Consider the following 23401-nt stretch of genomic DNA (forward strand, 5'->3'; position numbering starts at 1 on the left):
TCAGGCTTTTTAATTCAGGTATTTTCCGGAGACAGATTATCTCCAGCGCCACACCAGGCTAAGAGAAATAAATACGGCGTTGTATGTTGTGCCGTATTTAGATCTCGACTCAGACATGAAAATTTATACCCAAAATAATTCCAGCCAAGGCAAAGTTGCCAATGAGAAAATGTAACTCATTGATTCAATTAAAACTGTGCAGCCAACGCCCACTGGAATTACAAAGGATATGCTTAAGGATCGGTGATGAATACGCTTAATACGTCCCCTGCCCCTTATGAGGCCTTTATCAGCCTTGAAAGAATCAGCAAAAAATTTCCCGGCGTACTAGCATTAGACAATGTCAGCCTGACGTTAAATAAAGGCGAAGTGCATTGCCTTGCTGGTCAAAATGGCTGTGGCAAAAGTACCATCATTAAAGTCATTTCTGGTGTTTATCAGCCGGAAAAAGGCGCGGCCATTACGCTGGACGGAAAACTATTTCATACTCTTACGCCCCAGCTCTCTTCGTATTACGGCATTCAGGTTATTTATCAGGATTTGTCTTTATTTCCCAACCTGTCGGTAGCCGAAAACATTGCCATTCACCGTTATTTACCCGGCGGAGATTTTTGGGTACATCGCGAGGCAATGCGCAAAAAAGCGGTGGCAGCGATGCAACGGGTCGGCGTCTCTCTGGATCCGGATCGTAAAGTCGAAAAGCTGTCGATCGCCGATCGCCAATTAGTCGCCATATGCCGCGCTATCGCCGCTGACGCCAGTTTAGTGATTATGGATGAACCGACCGCATCGCTGACTCGTACTGAAGTGAATGGTCTGTTGCGCGTGGTGAATGAGCTCAAAGCCGCCGGTATCTGCGTGGTGTTTGTCAGCCACCGTCTTGATGAGGTGATGGAAGTGGCCGATCGCATCAGCGTGATGCGCGACGGCAAACTGGTTGGCACCTATCCGGCCAGCGAACTCGACAGTAATGAACTGGCGTTCCTGATGACCGGACAACGTTTTACCTACAGTCATCTGCCGCATCGTGCGCCAGCCAACGTAACGCCACTCCTTGAAATCAGCCAACTAAGCCGCAATGGTCAGTATCAGAATATTTCACTGGCGCTGCGCCAGGGTGAAATCACCTCGATTATTGGCCTGCTCGGTTCGGGCCGGACGGAACTCTGTCTGAGCCTGTTCGGCATGAGCCAACCAGATAGCGGAGAAATTCGCGTTAACGGCAATGTGGTGCAATTCCACAGTAACCGCGACGCCATCCGTCACGGCATTGCTTATGTGTCAGAAGACCGTCTGACGCAGGGTCTGATCATGGAACAATCGATTTATGACAACACGCTGGTGTCCATTTTCGACAAGCTGCACACCGGCGCAGGATTAATGGACCATCAGAAAGCCGCAGCGGTGGTGAGGGACCTGATCCGCGATTTGAACATCAAAGTCTCGGATAGCCAGTTACCCGTTAAAACCCTTTCCGGCGGTAACGCGCAGCGGATCGCCATCGCCAAATGGGTAGCAACACAACCCCATATTCTGATCCTCGATTCGCCGACCGTCGGCGTAGATATTGCCAACAAAGAGGGAATTTATCGCATCGCTCGCGATTTGGCGGAATCTGGCATGGCGGTGCTGATGATTTGCGATGAAATTCCGGAAGCGTATTACAACAGTCATCGCGTGCTGGTGATGCGCAAAGGCGAACTGGTAGCGGAATTCGCGCCGCACCAAAGCAGCGAAGCGCAGATTGCGGAGGTGATTAATGGATAATAAATCTCTGTCGAAACTGTTTTCCCAGCACGAATTCTGGCTGGGATTACTGGTTCTGCTGCTGGTGATTGGCTTAAGCGTCGGCACCAGTGAATTTATGACCCTGGGTAACCTGACTGACGTCGCCACCAGTTACGCCATTCTTGCCATTCTGGCCTGTGGTCTGTTTGTGGTGTTAATTGCCGGGGGCATCGACATCTCTTTCCCGGCCATTACCTCAATCGGTCAGTACGTGATGGCCAGTTACATCATCCATCACGGCGGTAGCTTTCCACTGGCATTTGCCCTGTCGATGGGCAGCGGGTTGCTGCTCGGGCTGGTCAACGGTTTTCTGGTGTACTGGCTGCGCGTTCCGGCCATCATTATCACCATTGCCACGTTAAACCTGTTTTACGGTCTGCTGGTGTATGTCACCAATGGCACCTGGTTATACGGGTTTCCCGACTGGTTTATGAACGGTATTAATTGGTTCTCCTTTACCGCCGCCGACGGTTACGACTATGGCCTGACACTGCCGCTGCTTAGCTTGCTGGGCGTGATCATCGCCACCGGCGTGTTGATGAACCGCACACGCGTGGGGCGCCAGATTTATGCTATGGGCAGCAACCGTGACGCTGCGTCGCGTCTCGGCCTGAACATCCTGCGACTGCATTTTTATGTATACGGATTTATGGGATTGCTGGCGGGTATAGCGGCCGTGGTTCAGGCACAAATCACCCAGTCTGTCGCGCCTAATTCCCTGCTGGGTTATGAGCTGACGGTGCTGGCGGCGGTGGTATTAGGCGGCACCAGCATGACCGGCGGCCGTGGTTCGCTGACCGGCACCATTCTGGGGGTAATGCTGCTGGCCTTCCTGCAAAATGGTATGACCTTGCTGAGCATTTCATCTTACTGGCATCAGGTTTTCAGCGGCGTGATCATTTTGGTCAGCATCAGCAGCACCGCATGGAATGAAAAACGCAAACTGGCAAAGGGAATGTGACATGACAACCTTAAACCGCTTCTTTCCTGGCGATCGCATCATCCGCTTGCAGTTACTGATCATCGTCGCCGTTGCCGTGCTGTTCTCGTTCACGCTGGGCGGCAGTTTTTACAGCATCGGCAATTTCCAGTCGATCTCCTCTCAATTACCGATTCTGGGCATGCTGGCGCTGGGTATGGGTATCACCATGCTCACCGGCGGTATCAATCTGTCGGTCATTGCCGGAGCCAATGCCTGTTCGCTGGCGATGGCGGCCATTCTGGTGGCGCACCCGAACCAGCCAGAATATTTCGCGCTGGCGATGCTCGCGGGTCTGGTCATCGCTGTGCTCATTGGCGCGCTCAATGGCGCACTGATCGCCTATATCGGTGTTTCGCCGATTCTGGCGACCCTCGGTACCATGACGCTGATTGGCGGGCTGAATATTCTGCTAACCAATGGTGCTGTGATTTCCGGCTTCCCGGCAGCCATTCAATATCTCAGCAACGGCAGCCTGCTCGGCATTCCGGTTGCGCTGCTGTTATTCCTGCTGGTGGCGCTGCTGTTGTGGGTGTTACTGGAACATACCACGCTGGGACGCAGCCTCTATCTGATGGGTTCCAACGAACAGGCCACGCGGTTCAGTGGTGTCAATACCCACAAAGTTACTCTCGCGGTGTATGTGCTTTCCGCGCTGCTCGGATGGGGCGCGGCACTGCTGATGATGTCCAAATTCAACTCGGCCAAAGCAGGCTATGGCGACTCCTATTTGCTGGTGACCATTCTGGCTTCTGTACTCGGTGGAATTAATCCCGACGGCGGGTTTGGCCGGGTCATCGGACTGGTACTGGCGTTGATCGTCCTGCAAATGCTCGAGAGCGGCCTTAACCTGATGGGCGTTAGCAGTTATCTGACCATGGCGCTGTGGGGTTGCGTTCTGATCCTGTTTATCGCTCTGCAAAACAGAAAATCATAAGCGAAAGATTTTTACGAAGGGAAAAAACATGGCGACATATTTTATTGGAATAGACGTAGGAACCGGCAGCGCCCGCGCAGGCGTCTTCGATATGACCGGCCGCATGGTCGGCCAGGCCAGCCGTGAGATCACGTTGTACCGCCCGAAAGCCGATTTCGTCGAACAGTCTTCCGATGAGATTTGGCAGTCTGTCTGTAACGCCGTAAAAGACGCGGTTAATCAGGCAGATATCAATCCTATTCAGGTGAAAGGCATCGGTTTTGACGCCACTTGTTCGCTGGTGGTGCTGGATAAAGAAGGTAAACCGCTGACCGTCAGCCCGTCCGGGCAAAGCGAGCAGAACATTATTGTATGGATGGATCACCGTGCTATCACGCAGGCAGAACGCATCAATGCCACCGGCCACCGCGTGCTGGAATTTGTCGGCGGAATCATCTCACCAGAAATGCAGACGCCAAAACTGCTGTGGCTGAAGCAACACATGCCGACGACCTGGAGCAACGTCGGGCATCTGTTCGACCTGCCTGATTTTCTTACCTGGCGCGCCACGCAGGACACCACGCGTTCGTTGTGCTCCACCGTCTGCAAATGGACGTATATCGGTCACGAAGACCGCTGGGACTCGAGCTATTTCCGCCAGATCGGTCTGGAAGATTTGCTGGAAAACAACGCGTCAAAAATCGGCAGTGAAGTAAAAACCATGGGTGAGCCGCTGGGGCATGGATTAACTCAGCGCGCCGCTGCAGAAATGGGGTTGATTGCCGGTACGGCGGTCAGCGTCTCCATTATTGATGCCCACGCGGGTAGCCTCGGCATTCTGGGTGCCAGCGGCGTATCCGGCGAATCAGCGGATTTCGATAATCGCATCGCGCTGATTGGCGGGACGTCCACCGCTCATATGGCGATGTCGCGTAGCGCGCGCTATATCGGTGGGATCTGGGGACCATATTATTCGGCGATTCTGCCGGATTACTGGCTGAATGAAGGCGGACAATCGACTACCGGCGCGTTAATTGATCATGTCATTCAGTCCCACCCGTGTTATCAGGATTTGCTCAAACAGGGCAAAGACAGCGGCAAAACGATTTATGAAATTCTGAACGGTATTTTACGCAACATGGCGGGTGAGCCAGAAAATATCGCGTTCCTGACCAAAGACATTCATATGTTGCCCTATTTCCACGGCAACCGCTCACCGCGTGCCAATCCAACACTTACGGGCACGTTGACTGGCCTGAAATTGTCTCGCACGCCGGAAGACATGGCGCTGCATTATCTCGCCACCATTCAGGCGCTGGCGCTCGGCACTCGTCATATTATTGAAACCATGAACCAGAGTGGTTATTGCATTGATACCATGATGGCGAGTGGTGGCGGCACTAAAAACCCGATTTTTGTGCAGGAGCATTCCAACGCGACAGGTTGCGCAATGCTGTTGCCGGAAGAGAGTGAAGCGATGTTGCTCGGCAGCGCCATGATGGGCACCGTTGCAGCGGGTGTCTATGATTCGCTGCCGGAAGCCATGGCTGCTATGAGCCGCATTGGTAAAACCATCACACCTCAGACCAACAAAATTAAAGAGTATTACGATCGTAAATACCGCGTATTCCACGAGATGTATCACGACAGCATGAAATATCGTGACCTGATGCAGGGGAAAACCGAATGAATGCGGAAGAAGAATTTACTCAGGCATGTCAGGCCTGGCAGACCTATAGCGAGGAATTACTGGCGTTACAACGTAATCTTGATGCCGAAACCTGGCATCAGCTCCTGATGCTGGTTACCGGATGCCACGGTAAAATTGTTGTGACCGGTGTTGGCACCTCGGGCATTGCCGCGCGGAAAATCGCCCACATGCTGGCATGCGTCGAGCAACCAGCAGTGTACCTCAACGCTACCGATGCAGCCCACGGTGACCTGGGATTTATGCGCAACAACGACCTGATGATCCTGATTTCACGAGGCGGTAATTCTGAAGAACTAACGCGCCTGCTGCCGACGCTTAAAACCAAAGGCGTTGCTATCATCAGCGTGACGGAAAACCTGGACTCAGCGATTGCCGACGCCGCTACACTGGTGGTGAAAACGCATATCCAGAGGGAGATCGACCCGCTCAATATGCTGGCTACCACTTCTATCATGCTGGTGCTGGCGGTGTTCGATGCGCTGTGCTGTAACATCATGCTGCGTAACGGCTTCGATCAGCAGCGGCTGCTCAACGTCCATCCGGGCGGAAATGTCGGCAAAATACTGCGCGAACAGGATATGTGATCGACACCTTCACCCTGTAATTTCTTCCGCTAATAACATGCCAACACTATTTAATCATTTGGGGAGTGATACCAGATCGACATCACTCCATAAAACCGTTAATGCTGACTTCAGGCAGTGGTATTAATGTTGCGCCCAATTGCAGGGTTTGCAGGCAACTGAGGAATCGAATCCAGAATGCCGCTCGCCATCGATTGCTGATTATCTAACGTCTTCTTCAGTACTAACGTGCTTATTTTATTAGCCAGTTCCATGTTATCAAGGCCGGTAGCCAGTGATGTAATTTGTGATACATCCATCTTGCTCTCCTGATTAATACGAATATTGAGTACAAAAACAGCTTTTAAAAGCCTGAAAGGCTTATCGGCATTTGCACGCATTACTTTAACGTTCACTCGTAAGGCGATTCCGCAGAATCGCCCCTCAAGCCACTCACCGCATTATGAATGTCTGCGAGGCCAGCACCACAACAAAGCACAGCTGTAGGAGTCTGTAAGCCACAGCGGTACTGACGTGGTCAGAAATCAGCCCCATGAAATAGGGCATAATCGCGCAATGAATTGCGCCGCTACACTGTGTGCTCTCGGTAATTAGTCCCGTTAAAGAAAATCATGATCATCATCACAATATATAGAGTCGAACACAATTAAATAATGGACTCAATATTTGAAAACGCACGTCATTAATCTGATTAATAAAAAATCCCTTCACTAATTGGATATCAGCAGCCACACTGTCAACCAATTAATTTAGCCTGCAGGATAAACAGTAATATTGGATGTTTTTTATATGAATATTTCGCAATAAAACACAACATAAATGCATACAGAAGAAAGCTTCAATTTTTGCGGATGGCTTGTAAACAGTCCTTAACGCTATCAACACAGCTATGTAGATGAGAGACATGCAATGTACTCTAACTCAATATGGATCATGTTAGAAAAGTCAGTCAATATCATCGGGCTACTATATATTAATGCGCTGATGGCAAAATACGTTGGCCCTGAAGACTATGGCAAAATAAACATTTCAACTTCTCTGTTTATATTTGTGCAAACGCTATCGTGGTTTGGCGGTCAGAACATCATCTTTAAACGCATGAGTGAAAAGAGTAAGTCTGGAATCGCATTAGCGATACACACACAAAATCAACGGCGATTTTTCTTCCTTCTGTCATCAAGCGCGGTGTTGATCTACCTCTACTTATTCACTGATATCATTGTGTTTCTATTTGGTTTGGCCAACTGTATTGCCACTTACTACATTGTGATGGACTTCTTTTCCATCTACAACAACACGCAATTAAAATCAAAAATAAACACCATCACCAATGTGATCGGCTTATCTGTTGCCTTGTTGATTCGATTCTCAATTTCATACTTCAAAATGCCCGTGTACTACTTCACCATTCCTATTATTATCATCCCGCTCATACCTTATTTCCTGCGTCTTATCTATTTTAACTACACCACAAAAGTAAATGAGAATCGTAAAGGCGCCCGAATGTATAACCGTCATATGTTATTCACCGGCGGTGCACTGATTTTATCGAGTCTATCGGCTGACATCTATACGCAGATATCGAGCATTTTTTTGGCAAAAATCCTTTCTTACTCAAATCTGGGCGTGTATAGCGTCGCGTTAACTCTAGGAGGTGCCTGGTCATTTATTGTGTTGGCATTAATAACAAGCTTCTTCTCAAAGATATACAGTGAAAAAGATCAAATCACCGTTGAAATGCTACTCATTAAAATCAACCGAATTGTCATCTTGTGTTCGCTTATAGCGTTAGCTGGATTCTACTTTTTTGGTGAATACTTCATCCATTTATTGTATGGCGATAAGTATATGGATTCCGTGAGTATCATTCCCATCATTATCATCGGCACTATGTTCTCTGCATTAGGTACAATTTGTTATCGCTATATGATCAAAGAGTCCGGATACAGTTACCTGGCTAAAAAGATGTTTTTATGTTGTGTCTTAACCATACCGCTTTCATGGCTAATGATTAATTCCTTCGGCATTAATGGGGCCGCATACTGTTTTTTGATCGTTGAGATTATGTCTTGCACTTTACTCAATTACTTCTTCAGAAATAAAACAATCATCAAAATGCATCTTAACATTTTCAAACTGAGATAATTTTAATGAAAATGATAAAACACACAGTCAAATCAGCGTTAAAAATCAGCGCATATATGTACCCAGAATTTTGCGCTAAAACACATTACTATATTAAGTTTAAGAAAAGGCTGAACTTAACCAATCCAATCAATTTCAATGAAAAAATTCAGTGGCTCAAATTCAATGAGTTAAATGGCGATATTTATACCTTGTGCGCGGACAAGTATAAGGTTCGGGAGTATGTGATAGCGAAAGGGTGTGGTGAAATCCTGAATGAACTCTACGGCGTGTATGATGACCCAATGGATATTGACTACCGCGCATTACCCAATAAATTCGCACTTAAGTGTAACCATGGCGCAGGTTACAACATAATCTGTGATAGCAAAGCATCGCTGGACATTGAAAAAACCAACAAGCAACTCAGTAAATGGTTGAAGCAGGATTTCTCCTCCCATTTCATTGAGCCGCAGTATAAGAAAATTGACCGCAAAATCTTATGCGAAAAATACATTGAGAATGAACGTGGTGGATTCCCAGAGGATTATAAATTCTACTGTTTCAATGGAAAACCTTATGCGGTAATGGTGTGCATGGAGCGAGAGAAAGGCACACCTAAATTCTATTATTTTGATATGAACTGGCATCCGCTTCCCTTTGAAGATACTGTTGAATTAATCAATACCAACAGCTATCCAAAGGTGCCGGAAGGTTTCACTAACATGAAAGAATATGCGGTTAAACTGGCCGCTGATTTTAAATTTGTTCGTGCTGACTTCTACCTTCTCAACGGTAAGGTTATTTTTGGCGAATTGACATTTACGCCCTCTGCGGGACTCGATGTGACACTGCAGGAAGCCGATGCTATTTTAGGCAGCCAGCTAAAGTTGTAGTTTCAAAGTGATTGATTTACCTCCTTTCGTAACAGGTGCGCATCACTGCGCACCCTACAAAAACTTCGCCAAATTGCCTAAGAGTCGCCATTGGTGGCGACCGATGCATACGCCACCCATCCCCTGCCTGCTACAGCGTCTATACTGATAAGTATGAATAAATAATCTTCAGATAACCGATATCAGAATGGTTACTGAATTTTTTGACTTATCTGACAACCACAGTTGTTGGCTTAATAAAAGGGAAAGTAATGCCATTATTATTTGATGAGTTATCTGGTGCTCCAACATGGGTGCCTGCTGTTTTGCTTGTCACTCTCTCACTCGCAATAGGATTTCTGGCGCGATTTATCCTCCTTAGATTTATTCGCTACTGGCAAAAACGTGATAGAAAACTGTTCAAGTCACTGGAAAAGCATCTGCGCGGATCGCTGTTTCTGTTTATCCCTTTATTGTTAATCAGTGCTGGACTTAGTTATGTTAATATCCAGCCAGGCTCACTGAGCTTTATTACTACCACCGTTAATATATTCATTATCTTATCCTTCTGCTCGGTGCTTATTCGATTGATCAATGTGGCGCAGGATATGCTATTTATTCGCTATGACATCAATCTTTCGAATAACCTTCGTGCGCGAAAAATTCGCACGCAGATAATGTATGTGAAAAAAGTCGCGATTGTCGTACTGGTGACATTGTGTCTTTCGCTAATTTTGCTCAGTTTCCCTGGCGTGCGAAAATTCGGCACGACCATTCTCGCCGGTGCCGGCGTTGCCGGTATAATCATTGGCTTTGCTCTGCAGAAATCGCTGGTTAACCTGTTCGCCGGGATTCAGATCGCCTTTACCCAACCGATAAAAATTGATGATGCTGTGGTGGTGGAAAATGAATGGGGCTGGATTGAAGAGATCAACCTGACTTATGTTGTGGTGCGTATTTGGGATCTGCGTCGTTTAGTTTTGCCCATCACCTACTTTACCGAAAATGCCTTCCAGAACTGGACGCGCAATAACGCCCAAATATTAGGCTCTGTTTTTCTTTACCTCGATTATTCGATGCCATTAGATCCTCTGCGTAAGCATTTTGAAAAAGTTCTCAGTGAAACTAAACTCTGGGATCAACAAACTCAGGTGCTTCAGGTTACGGATACCACTGACAAAACCATGACCATCAGATTATTGATGACGGCGCAGAATTCCCCCACCGCCTTTGATTTACGCTGTTACGTGCGGGAAAAGATGATTGAGTTTATTCAGCAAAATTATCCGCAGAGTCTTCCTCATGTGCGGGCGACATTGACTGATGCCGGGTTTAGAGAGGCGAGTCAATGAAGTTGTTGTGGAAAATCTTATAAAGCACATGCTCAGCTAGCGCGTGATCGACAGGTAACGCGGGATGGAGAAAGATAGTTTGTTTCTGCATCCCCAATCGCTGCATCAGCTTCTCAGATGGCGTGTTATGAGTAGTGGTGAACGAAACGACCTCGGGAAGATGCAAAACATTAAACGCGTAAGCCAACGATGCCTGGGCGGCCTCTTTGGCGATTCCCTGCCCCCAGAACTTTTTATTGATACGCCAGCCAATTTCCGTGCAGGGAGAAAAATCGAAGCGATCTGGCTGCTGTGCAAAACCCACGCTGCCGACAAATTCGCCGGTGGCTTTCATCTCAACGGCCCAAAAACCCCAACCCTGGTTTGCAACAATCATCGCCTTAAATCTTGCAACGACGTTGTCGCTTTCCTGACGACTCAGCGTTTTCGGGAAATACTTCATCACTTCGGGATCGGCATTGAGTTCGGCAAAGGGTTGTAAGTCTGTTTGCTGCCATTGTCGGAGGATCAGGCGGTTTGTCTCTAACATGGTAAATTTTCCCTTAAACGTTATCCGATTCCTTAAGTTTACCTAACAGCTTTCGCTATAAACAAATTACACGGCCCCTTTCCTTTCATGAAAATCGATATCACCGATCGCAGGCGTTGTAGCGGCAATTCCTGATAGTCTGCTGATGTCATGTTCATTTTAAAAGGAGCATCAATAATGGCAGCAAAAGAACACCATTATCAGGTCGCGGTGCGCTGGACCGGCAACCGCGGCAACGGCACCGCATCTTATACCGCTTACGATCGTAACGCGGAGCTGATTGCCGCTGGCAAAGAGACGATAGCGCTGAGCGCCGATCCAGCGTTTCGCGGGGATGCGACGCGCTGGAATCCGGAAGAGTTATTGCTGGCTTCGGCCTCGGCATGCCACAAATTGTGGTATCTGCATTTATGTTCTGACGCCGGAATTGTGGTGGAAGCTTATGAAGATGCAGCGGAAGGGACAATGATTGAGGGCACGCGCGGTCGGTTTACCAACATCACGTTGAAACCGCGCATTGCGCTGCGCGATCCGGCGGATGCGGACCGCGCGCGTGAACTGCATCATCAGGCCCACGAAGCCTGCTTTATTGCTAACTCGCTTAACTTCCCAGTGAACTGCGAACCCGAGTTCGTGTAATTCAGGCCGCGCCGGCCAGCGACGGTTGCCACAAGCGCACGCCGTTGCGTCCGGCACGTTTCACCTCATACAGCGCTTCATCGGCATGCCGCAACCAGTGACGTATGGATTCTGCATGCGCTGCCGATGCAATACCTATACTCACCGAACAACGAAACTCCGCCGATGCCGGTAAACGCACCTGCGCAATCTTCTCCTGCAAACGTTGGGCCAGCGCCACCACCGATTCGTCGCTGGCATGATGCACAATCACGCCTAGCTCATCGCCGCCAAAACGCGCTGGGATATCCTGCAATCCCACATGATTTCGCAGCAGCGATGAAATTTCCGCCAGCAGGAAATCCCCCGCCTCGTGTCCCCAGGTATCGTTTACCGATTTGAAATAATCGAGGTCTATGAGCAGTAAATAGCCAGCGCTGTCGCCACGACGCGTGCTGAGAAATTCGCTCTCCAGCCGACGTTCAAACAAGCGACGATTGGGAATCCCCAGACCGGGATCCATCAGCGCAATGCGCTCCAGCTCGCGGTTACGTTTACGCAGTTGCCAGGTGAGATTGTACGAGGTGACGCTGAGTACCAGCATGTAGCAGGTTGCCAGCGGCAGGCTCAGCCAGACAGTTCGCGTGCTGAACGCCAAATCAACGCCTGCGCCATCTACCAGCCATACCAGCACAAAGGCGCAGAGAAATGCCTGCATCGCTGCAATCAACTGGGCAGCACCGCCCGCTGCATAGCGGTCCGAGGCTAGCACCGCCATGATGACAAAGGAAGGCAGCGGACTCAGCGCCATCAGCGCTACCCAAATGCCACCAAAGGCGGCATCAAGGGTTAAGTTGTGTCGCTCGGTGGCGGTGGAATCTTCGGCCCGCAGCGCGCGCTGATAAGCCAGCCACGGCCAGAGAAACGCATTCACAAATAACAGGGCGCTAAACGCCAGGCCACGATCCCTCTCCATCAGTACCGAGAGAATCGGGAAAAAACATAAAATCGTGCCTAGCTGACGCATGATAAACATGCGGCGGACGAAGCGTTGGGAGCGCCGCTTCAAATGGCTATCGTCAGGTGAGTAGTAGTTCATGCAAGGAAAGTATCAGGACGACAAGAATTGCAGTTTAACGGGAAATATCGGCGGCAGGTCGCTTTATTTTAGGAATATTTACCTTGCAATTCTGCGGCCGTACAAAAGTGTCGCAAGCTGACTAAAAGAAAGACCGTGGAAGTAGATCTGGAGCTACTTCCACGCTGTTTTCTAACGTGCAGCACCTTGCAGGCGGAACTGCGACACCAATCGCTCCAGCATCAGCGCCTGCTCTTCCAGGGAGTTCGCCGAGTGCGAAGAGGCGCTCACCAGCGTGGCGTTCTGCTGCGTGGTGGTATCCAGCTCGCCGACCGCACGGGCAATTTGCTCGATGCCGCGGCTCTGTTCATCCGACGCGGCGGAAATGTCTTCCATGATTTGATTCACGCGCGCAATGCTGCCGAGAATCTGATCCATGGTTTCACCGGCACGCGCGACCTGCTGGTGGCCATTGCTGATGCGTCCGACCGATTCATTGATCAACTGTTCGATGTCTTTCGCCGCACCGGCGCTGCGTTGTGCCAGATTGCGCACTTCACTGGCGACCACGGCAAAACCGCGTCCCTGCTCGCCGGCACGCGCGGCTTCTACCGCCGCGTTCAACGCGAGGATGTTGGTCTGAAACGCGATGCTGTTAATCACGGCGGTGATATCGGCAATCTTCTTCGAGCTGTCAGAGATTTCGCCCATGGTGTTCACCACATCACGCACCGCAATGCCGCCTTTGTTGGCGTTGTACGAAGCTTCCGCCGCAATCTGACTCGCCTGTCGCGCATTGGCGGCGTTGTTTTTCACCGTGGCGGTGAGTTGCTCCATGCTGGCAGCGGTCTCCACCACCGCCGCCGCTTGTTGTTCGGTGCGTGAAGACAAATCGAGGTTGCCTTGATTAATGGCGCTGGCCGCCTGCGATACACTGCTAACGCTGCTCAGCACATCGCCGATCATGCTGCGCAGCCGTTCGTTCATGCGTCCCATCGCCGAAGTCAGCTTGCCGAGTTCATCATGCCGATTGGTGGCAAACTGCGAGCTGAGATCGCCATTGGCAATGCGCTCCGCCAGTTCGAGGTTATGGAATACCGGACGCGTGATCTGACGAATGATGTACCACGCCACCAGCACGCCGAACAAAATCGCCAGACCACCAATCAGCAGCGAAATTGCCGCCGAGCCGTTGGCCAGTTCATCGTTACGCGCTTTGACGATGGTAATGATCTGTTTGATCGCTGCACTGCTCTTGTCGCCCGCCACTTTGACGGTGTCTTCCGCCGCACGCAGCTGGCCATAGGCATCCGCCGCTTGCAGACTCAGGCTTTTGAATTTCTCAGTGTCCTGCCACAGTGCGGTGAATTCGCCCTGCTGTTCCGGCGGCAACTGCGCCAGCAGCGCTTTCATGCCTTGATCCGCCTGCTGGAAATGATCCTCTAGCGTTTTACGCGGCGCATCGCTGACGTTAAAACGCAACGCCCAGGCTTCTTCGCGCACATTGCTGATAGCGAACAGCTGCTGGTAAATTTGATTGGTAAGTTCAGGATTAGTAACCGGTGTGCGAATCAGTTGGGTGTAGCGCGAAGTCATATCTTGCCGGCTTAAAGCGTCAAGTTGCGAGCGCAGGCTATTGAGTTGCTGCGTGGCTTGCGTCATCGCGCCAATGCTGTTCTGGAAACTGGCGAGGTGCGTTCCCAGTTCATCCACCCGCGCTCTGGTACCTTCCGACCATGAAAGTTGCTTGGCATCGCTGGTGAGTTGCTGCGCATGCGTGACGTAATTCGCCATCACCTGGCCGGATTTGTCGTCCCCATAAAGATATTTTAGGCGGTTGATTTTGGCCTGGAACACTTCAATGTTGATGTCATAAATCAGGTTGGTTTTCTGATAGATGTCATGAATGGCGTTAAAACGCTGCACGCTTAATCCGGTTGCCAGCGCCACTAACAACAGCACGATGCCGAATCCTGCCGACAGCTTACGCGTGATGCGCACGTTACGTAATCGGGATACCAGCCCCATCTTCCCTGCTCCTGCGTTAATTATTTTTGTATGGTTTGTAAGGGAGTTATCGGAGCGTTGCGGGAAATGTTTATTCAGGATGGTGCAAAAAGTGATTGCAGGATGTGACGCGCCGCGACGACATGGAACGTAACGATTGCTGTATTAATGTTGGGCATCATCCTTTCCGCAAATGGAAATAACATTTCCGCGCGTTCACTAAATCCCTTTAGAAACCAAGTATTGCGATGCATTAAATGACGGCAAAGCCGATAAGCGTGCAACGCAGGTTATCGTTGATGCGATAAAATAGCCTTGTATGCGGGCTGATGGCATTAGCGCTTCTTTATTATTTCGATTAAAGACGTGGTGGAGATACTAGGCGTGCGCTCAAGATAAATGACTTCAGCCAGTGAAGAAAACTTATCAAACTTCCCTTTCCAGTCATCACCCATTACCAGCGTATTGGCGTTGTATTTTTTTATGTAGTCAGCCTTCAATTCCAGCGATTCTTCAAGAAACACTTCATCGACGTATTTAATACCCGCGATAATCGACATTCTGTCACTTTCATCGTAAACCGGGTTGCGCCCTTTTTTATGGAAGTTTAAGGCGTCCGAAGAGACCCCGACGGCTAACCAGTCACCCAGCGTTTTTGCTCGCTGTAAGATATGTAAGTGCCCAACATGGAACACATCGAAGGTTCCGAAGGTGATGATTTTTTTCATGGGTTTGTTACCGATTAAAAAGTTGGACCCAAACTTAGCAATTTACATGCCACAAAAATAAAGAAACATTTTCAACAAGATAGGTGAAATTCGTTTTTTAGCGGAAGTGACATTTCCATGTACGCGGAAAAGATTGATGCGGTGAGTTGTGAACGGATGGATTGCCCCAGTTGGGCATGTAGAAGCCAGATTTTGCTGTCCGACCGGCAGGCCGCAAAAGAGTTAAACCCGCGAGTTGTTACGCAGTTTTCTAAAAGCATGTTGTAACTATAAGAGCCATTTTTTCTCTGGCGAGCTAACACTGCGAATTAGGGACTTAAAATTAATGATATCAATAGTATGAGTTTGTTTATCCAGGCGATTTCAGCATGAAATCGCCCGCAACAACGTGCGGGCAATAACGCTTTACCAGCGTGTCGCTTGCATATCGATAACGAAACGATACTTAACATCGCCCTTCAACATGCGCGCGAAGGCTGTTTCGATCTCTTGACCGGCAATCACTTCAATATCGGCAGTAATATTATGTTTGCCGCAGAAATCCAGCATCTCCTGAGTTTCCTGAATGCTGCCAATTGATGAGCCGCTAATGCTCAAACGACGATTTACCATCGGCGTCACATTTGGAGACTGGTGCGGTTGCTCCGGGATACCCACCAGCACCAGGCGACCGTTGGTTTTCAGCGTGGCAAGGTAAGGATCGAGATCGTGCGGAGCCGAGACGCAGTCTACGATGAAATCCAGTGAAGTTTGCGCGGCGGCCATCTGCCCGGCGTCACGTGAAACCACCACGCGCGTCGCACCCAAGCGCAGCGCATCTTCACCTTTGCCGGGTGAAGTGGTGAAAAGCGTGACTTCCGCGCCCATTGCGCTTGCCAGCTTAACTGCCATATGCCCTAATCCGCCCAAACCGACTACGCCGACTTTATCGCCGGCTTTTACGTTAAAGTGACGCAGCGGCGACCATACGGTAACGCCTGCACACAGCAGCGGTGCAACGCCAGCCAGTGGCAAGGTTTGCGGTACGGACACCACAAAGTGCTGATCGACCACCACATTCTGCGCATAGCCGCCCCACGTGCTGTCGCCGGTGTATTTGTCGATGCCGTTATAGGTCGCCACAAAGCCGGATTCACAATACTGCTCTTCTTGCTGCTGACAGAAATGGCATTCGCGGCAGGAATCGACCATCACGCCGACGCCAACCACATCGCCGGCTTTGAAATTCGTTACGTCCGCGCCGGTTTCAACAACGCGTCCGACAATTTCATGTCCAGGCACCAGCGGATAGCGGCTGACCGCCCATTCGTTACGGGCCATGTGCAGATCCGAATGGCACACACCGCAATACAGAATTTCAATTTTGACATCCTGCTGTTGCAGCGGTCGCAATGCAATCTGGCCTGAAGAGAGCGGTTGTGCCGCGTCGTGCGCGACTAATGCATTGATTTTCATAGGGCCTCCGAAATGAGTTGGCTTTGGCTAGCTGAAGGCGGCAGACTATAGTGAACATGGTGCAAAATTGATAGTAGTTACCTTTTGGTAACCATTCAGGAGACGAGAACTATGCCCGCGATGGTAGACGGTAAACTGTTTTTTTATGCGGATTCGCCGCCGCGACGGTTAATGGATCTGTTTTCGGTGAAATGGAGCAGCATGGTTCTGCATGCGCTCTATCATTGGCCTAACCATCGCGCGCGCACCGGCGAGCTGCAGCGCAGCCTGCAGGGAATTTCGAAGAAGATGCTGTTTCAGACGTTGAAAGAGCTGGAGCAGCGCGGGCTGATTGCGCGTCACGTTTATGATGTGGTGCCGCCGAAAGTCGATTATCGCCTAACACCGCTCGGCATGACGTTCGCGGCACCGATCGAGCAGATGTATCAATGGGGGCTGGAGAATCAGGCGGCGCTGGATGAGATGGAAGCCCACTTTCGCGCCGCTACGGACGCGCCATCAGCCGCGCCACACATTCCCGATCGTGCTGCTGACGCGGATTAAACACCACCAGGCTCAAACCCGGTTTACCTTCAACCGCAAAGGTGCTGTATTCCAGCTCAAGCACGCCTTCGTCCGGCAGCCACAGCTGTTTAATACCTTCGCCATGCTGACTCACTTCCTGTGATTGCCACAGCTGGCGGAAGGTGTCGCTCATCTCGCACAGCTCCTCCACCAGCGCGCGCACATGCTCGCTGGCGCCGGTGCGCGCCACATCTGCGCGAAAGTTGGCCACCATGCCGCGTGTCACTTTATGCCAGTCCGGCAGACGCTTTTTCATCTCCTCGTTACGAAACATCATCAGCAGGATATTGCGCTGCGCAGGCGGCAGTTCAGCGTAATCGACAAACACTTTGGTTGCCGCACGGTTCCACGCCACCACTTGCCACTCTGCGGTTTTGACCAGCGCTGGCGTGTTCTCCATGCTGTCGAGCACGCGCTGCAGCGATGGCGAAACATCCACGCCCGCCTGCCATGTCACGCCAGGCAGACGATTTTGCGCCAGCAAAAACAGATGATCGCGCTCGGCGGCGCTCAGCTCTAATGCGCGGGCTAAGCGTTCCAATACTTCTTCCGATGGCGCGCCGCCTCTGCCCTGCTCCAGCCACGTATACCAGGTAGTGCTGACACACGCGCGCACCGCCACTTCTTCCCGGCGCAGGCCCGGCGTGCGGCGACGAAGTAAGGTGTAACCAAGTTTCGCCGCATCCAGCCGCTGGCGACGTTCACGCAGATAGTTGCCGAGCTGGTTATCATCTTGGGAAGTCATACCTTTACCCTGTTAGTGCGTATACCTGTATAAGCTCACGACTTTTCGTCGCGTTGCAGACTTTTATGATAGTGCTTCAACTTTGAAAAAGTGGAGCACCAATATGCGAATTTTTGTGACCGGGGCGAGCGGCTTTATCGGTTCCGCCATTGTAAAAAAACTGCAGGCGCGCGGTTATCAGGTGCAAGGTCTGGCGCGCAGCGAAGTTTCCGCAGAAAAACTTCAGCAACAAGGTGTGCAGGTAATTCGCGGCGATCTGCAAGATCTCGACGGCCTGCGTAAGGCGGTCGAACAGAGCGATGGCGTGATCCACGCAGGATATATTCATGATTTCAGCCGCATGGATCATGCCGCCGAGGTCGACCAACGCGCGATTCTGGCGATGGGTGACGTATTGGCAGGTTCAGATCGCCCGCTGATTGTCACCACCGGCACCGCGCTGGTATCGCCGGGACGTCTCGCCACCGAACAGATTCAACCGGCAGCGGGGGCGCATCCACGTTCCAACTCCAACGTCGCCGCGCTGGCGCTGGCCGACAGCGGTGTGCGCGTGGCGCTGGTGCGTTTACCGCCAACCGTACATGGCGCAGGCGATCACGGATTTATTCCGATGATCATCAATATGGCGAAGGAAAAAGGCGCAGCGGTGTATGTCGGCGAGGGTGAGAATCGCTGGCCCGCGGTGCATCGCGATGATGCCGCTGAACTGTTTTGCCTCGCGGCTGAAAAAGCTGAGCCGGGCGCGATTCTGCATGCAGTGCAGGAAGAAGGGGTGCCATTCCGGCAGATTGCCGAAACCATCGGCACCGGATTATCACTGCCGGTGAAAAGCCTGACGCTGGAAGAAGCAAAAGCGTGGTTAGGCTGGATGGCATTTTTCGCGTCTACTGATAATCCGTCATCCAGCGCGTGGACGCGTCAGACGTTTAATTGGCAGCCGAGCGGGCCGGGGTTATTGCAGGATATGCGTGAAGGCGGGTACTTTGCATAAGGTTTAAAAGAATGAGTAGCGCACTTTGATTGGTGCGCTTATGTCTACTTTAATTATCAAAAATTTCAAAAATATAGGGTGGTTAAAAAAAGAGAATTGGTATGTTAACTTTCATATTCATATCATGAATAAGATAATCATCAGGGATAATATATCGATCATTCAGATTACCTGGCTCCAGTTCATTCATTACAAAACTTTCAACTTCTTGCTTGTAAGTTGCATCATCCTCGATCTCTTCAAGCCCTTCTATTTCCTTAACAAGGGCATGCAAGCCAGTCAAACACTTTTCAAAATCCATTATAGCTTTGCCAGAAGAATCGCAAATGCTAATACCGTGCCCTCGGCGTTTAAGCCAGGAGAACAATAAAACCCCAGTTGCCGCATCAAAATTACTCGTCGCATCGTGTTGAGCAGGGTAACGGACCAACCTCTCAAATAAAATAAACTCGGTCACTTCTCGCCACCAAGGATAGTGCTGCTGTTGCACTCTAATAATGGTTTGGCAATCAACTTTTATTTCTTCTAAAACACCTACCCAAAAATTCATTTTAACGTGAATATTTGTATTAAAAGGACGGGGTCCGCAGTGGTGATAATAGTCGTGCAAGTATCCCCATACCGAGCGCGCTGCATAGCAATTCTCTGCGCTTAGTAAATGAGATGATTTCCCTTCAAACTCCAATAATGATTCTACTCTACGCAATGTGTCTTTTTGATAGATAGCATGAAATTTACTAAAAAAGAACATCGCAAAATGTTGTTTAACAACCCTATTTTTTGTTTTAACGTTTTCTGGAAAGAAGACTAAGCAGTGTCCAACACTGAAACCAGAAGACGAAGCAATCAGGTGCATTGTTTGGCTGACATTTTGTGGATGTGGTAAATCAGACATAATTGGCAGCAAGACATCGGGTTGTTTTCGTTGAGCCAAAAAGCACTCCAGCCAATATCCTTTTTCTTTATGACTATTAGGTGTAATGATTGTAGCCAGGTAAAAAGTTTTGCCGCCATCTACAGGTAGTTCATAGCTATCTAATGACCGTTTAAAACATGGTACAGTATTTAATCCAGCTTTTTTCCATTCACGAAGGTCTGTATTCAATTGTAGGGCATAATCGGATTGCTTCAGAGCAGACAATATCTCACCAGCCAAACCTATAATTTCATCCAGCAAATACTCAGCTTTATCTATGTTACATACTACCGCGCCTGTAGCACTTTGCAATTTATTGAACTCATGTATACGAGGACATAATTCAATAATAACCTTATCCTTAACCCATTCCATAAAAATACTCCTTAGCGTTTATGACCATGAAGAGTGAAACACATTGGTACTTCACCAAAGTCTTGAATGACCTTTAAATTATTATCTTGTGCAGCTTTTAATGTTGTTATACACGCGGAAGCCTTTCCACTAACACACTCCAGCGCTGCCTGTACATTACTTGATACAAAACGAACATTCTGGCTGTATGTATAAGCGAGATGGGATGGCGCAGGATGGCAAGCAATTATAATTTTTTCCATATTTGACGAACTACTATGATTTTTTGCTAATACCATGTTCCATGTTGACATTACAAAACTATCCTGAATTTCTAAAAAGTCTAAGTTCTCAAATACAATTTTATGTAAGTCTGGATAGACGGCACATCCTAATAATAGATCATGTGTATTCTTCCTGACTTCAATGAGAGCATCCTCAAGAGTTGAATAAAGCTTAACATCACCATAAAACTTCTTACTTTCCAGCCAAAGATAACCTGCTTTCTCACAATTAGTTCCTTCTGGCCCCAAAGTGTGAATTATTATTTTGCGATCCATATCATTCTCCTTAACTATGGAATCTATAAATATTTTATTTTTAGATTTTTTTGTAAATCGTTATAAAAAGATTCACAAGCTTCATGGGCAGTATGACGTGTTAAAATAAATCCTGGGTAACCTGAAAAATGAGGGTATGGAAGAATTTTATGCCCAGGCTCCATAAATTCAAAAACATATTCCACCTCAGATTTCTCACGGACATTTGCTAATCCATCAATCTCGACAAAGATTCCATCTCCCTGCACAGGAATAATATAATTTCCGGCAGTAGATATCGCCTTTACTAATGCCCCCATTTTTTGGGGAAATTCCATACCCAAAGCGTGGCAAATAACCAACTGCAGGAAGTTTATATCCGTGCTTGCTTTCACAATATAATGTGATATTCCGGATCCACCCACGCGTGGTGCGACTTCTATAACAAAAGGCACTTGCTTTTGGTCAATACGCAGTTCCACATGTGCTGGTCCCTCATTAATTCCTAGCGCCTTAACTGCACGTCTAACTTCATCTACGATTTCATCTCGCAGTTTCTCATCAATATCAGCAGGTGCGATATAAACACCTTCTTCAAAGTATGGACCTTTGCCATTACCTTTATCGCCGATTGAGAGCACTGTCACCTCACCACGATGCGAAAATGTTTCGATTGCGAACTCCGGCCCATCGATAAATGACTCAAGTAAAACACCACCCTTGTCATAGATGAAATCTTTCAATTGCGTGCGGTTAATTTCCCATACTTTATCAATAGCATTTCTCAATTCATCAGGGTTGTTAGCTCGTGTAACACCTTGACTGGAAAATCCATTAGTAGGCTTCACTACAAGCGGAAATTTTATTTGATCAATGTCTGGGTATTCTCCTTCTTTAATCTCAATAAAGGAGGGTGTGTTTAGGCCGTTATCATGCAGAACGCGCCGAGTCATATTTTTGTTTCTACATTGCTCTACTACGAATTCAGGTAAGAAAGGTAATCCCAACCTGTTAGCAATTTTAGCGGCGAAATCTAACGCCGGTTCAAATAGTGTTAAAACACCATCAATTCGGCGCACTTTATTTTCTAACATGACTATATCTAGTGCTTTATCTTCATCTTCAAACAATGGCAAAGCAATGCTTCTCACAACACCGGGAATTTCCGGCGGTGGAGACTCATTATCGTTATAAAAAAATGTAATTTCGACACCCATTGCCTTAGCTTCTTCAAACACAAATGGTAGCTTTCTATTCTGACAGATTATGGCCAGGTTTTTTTGTAGAGTTGACATTAAGAGTTTCCTTTTCGCGTTTTGGCAAAACGATTAACATTACTCCGAGAACAACAACCGCGGTGCCTATAATCACAGTCGTGGTAATATTTTCATCAAGAAGTATGAAGCCCATATACAATGCAATAACTGGGGAGATGAATAAATGAGATGTAGCTTTAGAAATATGCCAATGTTTAAGCAAAGTAATATTAAGCGTAAATCCTAATACTGATCCTATTACTGCTAAATAAAGGAGCGCTCCTAAGCTCTCCCCATAAAAGAAACGGTTACCACTTTCAATTATTAAGCTCGTAATCAAGAGTAAAAAACCACCACTCAGCATGGAAAATGCAACAAAACTAAGAAGTGGAAGAGTTTTAATATGCTTTTGAACTTTGAGCGTTATAGCGGCTGAACTGCCCATGGCTCCTAACACTGCTAACATAGCAATTATACTTTTTTCATTGCCCGGTAAAGATGCTCCTTCACCAAAAACCACACATACACCTATGATGGCAAAGAAAACACCTGATAATTGCCTTCCAGTTGCTGGCTTTCCGCGTAAGAAATGGTTTAGAAGCAGTGCATATACGCTAATTCCAGAAGCTAAAACAGCTACCAATCCACTAGGTATATATGTTGATGCCCAATAAACTGTTCCAAATGGAATCGAAAAATAAAACAGGCCGTTAGCTGCAGCAAGACTGAAAACGGCGTAATTAATATAAATCCTTTTACTTAAAATCAAATAAAAAATAATAATTACACTTGCAATCAAAAACCGCATCCCTGCTGACCACAATGGAAGGCTATTATTTAGCCCAAGCTTTTGCAATGCCCATGTTGTGCCTCCAATAAAGCAAAGAAGGATGAAAAACAAATAAAAACGAATTCTTATTAGAAAGTTAAATGGAGATGACATAACTCGAGCACTCCCTGCGTTGAATATTAATGCATAAGATTGAATAAAGATATCATCTTAAGATTAAAATCAATCCTCTGCGATCTAAAAGTTAATCTCAGCTTATCAAAGCATAATTAAAGCTGTAACCATTATTTAATTAATTTTAAATTAAAAGAAAAAAACACTCAGTTAATCGAGTCAGCATCGAGCATTAAATTGCCTTTCAATTATAATAATTATTTTTTCAACTGGATGAACTTATAAAAACAGAGTAATAAGTTAATTCGAGGGAATTTTCCCACCTAATTATAAGACAAGTGAAGTTATAGCAAGACGTGTTGAGGGTAAAAAAGCCCTCAAACCATTG

At 48.2% G+C, this 23401-nt stretch carries 22 protein-coding genes; 11 read left to right on the forward strand and 11 right to left on the reverse strand.

Annotation, left to right across the window (positions count from 1 at the left end):
- The first annotated feature begins 246 nt into the window (after positions 1-246).
- Genes ACVLVH_RS03315 through ACVLVH_RS03335 form a run of 5 tightly spaced genes read left to right on the forward strand, consistent with a single transcriptional unit; the run spans position 247 to position 5978 of the window.
- Positions 247-1767, forward strand: a complete 1521-nt coding sequence (locus ACVLVH_RS03315) for a sugar ABC transporter ATP-binding protein (protein ID WP_280172974.1) — start codon at positions 247-249, stop codon at positions 1765-1767.
- Complete coding sequence (locus ACVLVH_RS03320; protein ID WP_210080148.1) at positions 1760-2749, forward strand: ABC transporter permease; 990 nt, start codon at positions 1760-1762, stop codon at positions 2747-2749. Before ACVLVH_RS03315 ends, ACVLVH_RS03320 begins: the two co-directional genes overlap by 8 nt.
- Position 2750: 1 nt before the next feature.
- On the forward strand, positions 2751-3704 hold the full coding sequence (locus ACVLVH_RS03325; RefSeq protein ID WP_280172973.1) for an ABC transporter permease: 954 nt from the start codon (positions 2751-2753) through the stop codon (positions 3702-3704).
- A gap of 28 nt (positions 3705-3732) precedes the next feature.
- Positions 3733-5373: an FGGY-family carbohydrate kinase gene (locus ACVLVH_RS03330; protein WP_498948720.1), complete on the forward strand. Its 1641-nt coding sequence runs from the start codon at positions 3733-3735 to the stop codon at positions 5371-5373.
- On the forward strand, positions 5370-5978 hold the full coding sequence (locus tag ACVLVH_RS03335; RefSeq protein WP_110867098.1) for an SIS domain-containing protein: 609 nt from the start codon (positions 5370-5372) through the stop codon (positions 5976-5978). Before ACVLVH_RS03330 ends, ACVLVH_RS03335 begins: the two co-directional genes overlap by 4 nt.
- Before the next feature lie 110 nt (positions 5979-6088).
- Here ACVLVH_RS03335 and ACVLVH_RS03340 read toward each other — a convergent pair whose 3' ends face one another.
- On the reverse strand, positions 6089-6277 hold the full coding sequence (locus ACVLVH_RS03340) for a YjfB family protein (RefSeq protein ID WP_110867097.1): 189 nt from the start codon (positions 6275-6277) through the stop codon (positions 6089-6091).
- A 610-nt stretch (positions 6278-6887) separates the two neighbouring features.
- Between ACVLVH_RS03340 and ACVLVH_RS03345 the strand changes: the two genes are divergently transcribed.
- From ACVLVH_RS03345 to ACVLVH_RS03355, 3 genes are all read left to right on the forward strand, one after another.
- A complete protein-coding gene (locus ACVLVH_RS03345) occupies positions 6888-8123 on the forward strand; it encodes an oligosaccharide flippase family protein (protein ID WP_498948721.1) in 1236 nt (411 codons plus the stop codon).
- Positions 8124-8128: 5 nt separating this feature from the next.
- Complete coding sequence (locus tag ACVLVH_RS03350) at positions 8129-8998, forward strand: ATP-grasp fold amidoligase family protein (RefSeq protein WP_498948722.1); 870 nt, start codon at positions 8129-8131, stop codon at positions 8996-8998.
- Positions 8999-9249: 251 nt separating this feature from the next.
- Entirely contained in the window at positions 9250-10329 is a 1080-nt protein-coding gene (locus ACVLVH_RS03355; RefSeq protein ID WP_137387105.1) for a mechanosensitive ion channel family protein, read from the forward strand.
- On the opposite strand, the gene ACVLVH_RS03360 is transcribed toward ACVLVH_RS03355, so the two are convergent.
- The gene (locus ACVLVH_RS03360; protein ID WP_309837095.1) at positions 10310-10858 is read right to left on the reverse strand and encodes a GNAT family N-acetyltransferase; all 549 of its coding nucleotides are present in this window, start codon (positions 10856-10858) and stop codon (positions 10310-10312) included. The genes ACVLVH_RS03355 and ACVLVH_RS03360 overlap by 20 nt on opposite strands.
- 177 nt (positions 10859-11035) lie before the next feature.
- Here ACVLVH_RS03360 and ACVLVH_RS03365 point away from each other — a divergent pair, with 177 nt between their 5' ends.
- A complete protein-coding gene (locus tag ACVLVH_RS03365) occupies positions 11036-11497 on the forward strand; it encodes an OsmC family protein (RefSeq protein WP_309837097.1) in 462 nt (153 codons plus the stop codon).
- 1 nt (position 11498) lies between these two features.
- On the opposite strand, the gene ACVLVH_RS03370 is transcribed toward ACVLVH_RS03365, so the two are convergent.
- The 4 genes from ACVLVH_RS03370 to ACVLVH_RS03385 all read right to left on the reverse strand — a co-directional run bounded on the left by ACVLVH_RS03370 (position 11499) and on the right by ACVLVH_RS03385 (position 16744).
- Positions 11499-12575, reverse strand: a complete 1077-nt coding sequence (locus ACVLVH_RS03370) for a diguanylate cyclase (RefSeq protein WP_192414602.1) — start codon at positions 12573-12575, stop codon at positions 11499-11501.
- A gap of 171 nt (positions 12576-12746) precedes the next feature.
- The gene (locus ACVLVH_RS03375) at positions 12747-14582 is read right to left on the reverse strand and encodes a methyl-accepting chemotaxis protein (protein ID WP_498948723.1); all 1836 of its coding nucleotides are present in this window, start codon (positions 14580-14582) and stop codon (positions 12747-12749) included.
- 314 nt (positions 14583-14896) lie between these two features.
- Complete coding sequence (locus ACVLVH_RS03380; protein ID WP_192414606.1) at positions 14897-15289, reverse strand: FAD synthase family protein; 393 nt, start codon at positions 15287-15289, stop codon at positions 14897-14899.
- A gap of 405 nt (positions 15290-15694) precedes the next feature.
- A complete protein-coding gene (locus ACVLVH_RS03385; RefSeq protein WP_192414608.1) occupies positions 15695-16744 on the reverse strand; it encodes an NAD(P)-dependent alcohol dehydrogenase in 1050 nt (349 codons plus the stop codon).
- A gap of 111 nt (positions 16745-16855) precedes the next feature.
- Between ACVLVH_RS03385 and ACVLVH_RS03390 the strand changes: the two genes are divergently transcribed.
- Entirely contained in the window at positions 16856-17287 is a 432-nt protein-coding gene (locus ACVLVH_RS03390) for a winged helix-turn-helix transcriptional regulator (protein WP_192414610.1), read from the forward strand.
- On the opposite strand, the gene ACVLVH_RS03395 is transcribed toward ACVLVH_RS03390, so the two are convergent.
- Positions 17229-18053, reverse strand: a complete 825-nt coding sequence (locus ACVLVH_RS03395; RefSeq protein WP_192414612.1) for a helix-turn-helix transcriptional regulator — start codon at positions 18051-18053, stop codon at positions 17229-17231. The two genes, ACVLVH_RS03390 and ACVLVH_RS03395, sit on opposite strands and share 59 nt — an antisense overlap.
- Before the next feature lie 103 nt (positions 18054-18156).
- Here ACVLVH_RS03395 and ACVLVH_RS03400 point away from each other — a divergent pair, with 103 nt between their 5' ends.
- On the forward strand, positions 18157-19044 hold the full coding sequence (locus ACVLVH_RS03400; protein WP_498948724.1) for an SDR family oxidoreductase: 888 nt from the start codon (positions 18157-18159) through the stop codon (positions 19042-19044).
- A gap of 82 nt (positions 19045-19126) precedes the next feature.
- Here the strand turns inward: ACVLVH_RS03400 and ACVLVH_RS03405 are convergent, their stop codons facing one another.
- From ACVLVH_RS03405 to ACVLVH_RS03420, 4 genes are read right to left on the reverse strand one after another with little or no spacing between them, the layout of a single operon-like run.
- Positions 19127-20335, reverse strand: a complete 1209-nt coding sequence (locus ACVLVH_RS03405) for a DUF6421 family protein (protein WP_498948726.1) — start codon at positions 20333-20335, stop codon at positions 19127-19129.
- Between the two features lie 11 nt (positions 20336-20346).
- On the reverse strand, positions 20347-20874 hold the full coding sequence (locus ACVLVH_RS03410) for a type 2 periplasmic-binding domain-containing protein (RefSeq protein ID WP_192414618.1): 528 nt from the start codon (positions 20872-20874) through the stop codon (positions 20347-20349).
- Positions 20875-20897: 23 nt separating this feature from the next.
- Entirely contained in the window at positions 20898-22148 is a 1251-nt protein-coding gene (locus tag ACVLVH_RS03415) for an ATP-grasp domain-containing protein (RefSeq protein WP_192414620.1), read from the reverse strand.
- Complete coding sequence (locus tag ACVLVH_RS03420) at positions 22105-23052, reverse strand: DMT family transporter (protein WP_192414622.1); 948 nt, start codon at positions 23050-23052, stop codon at positions 22105-22107. Before ACVLVH_RS03420 ends, ACVLVH_RS03415 begins: the two co-directional genes overlap by 44 nt.
- Between the last annotated feature and the right edge of the window lie 349 nt (positions 23053-23401).

The organism is Kluyvera sp. 1366 (assembly GCF_054823405.1).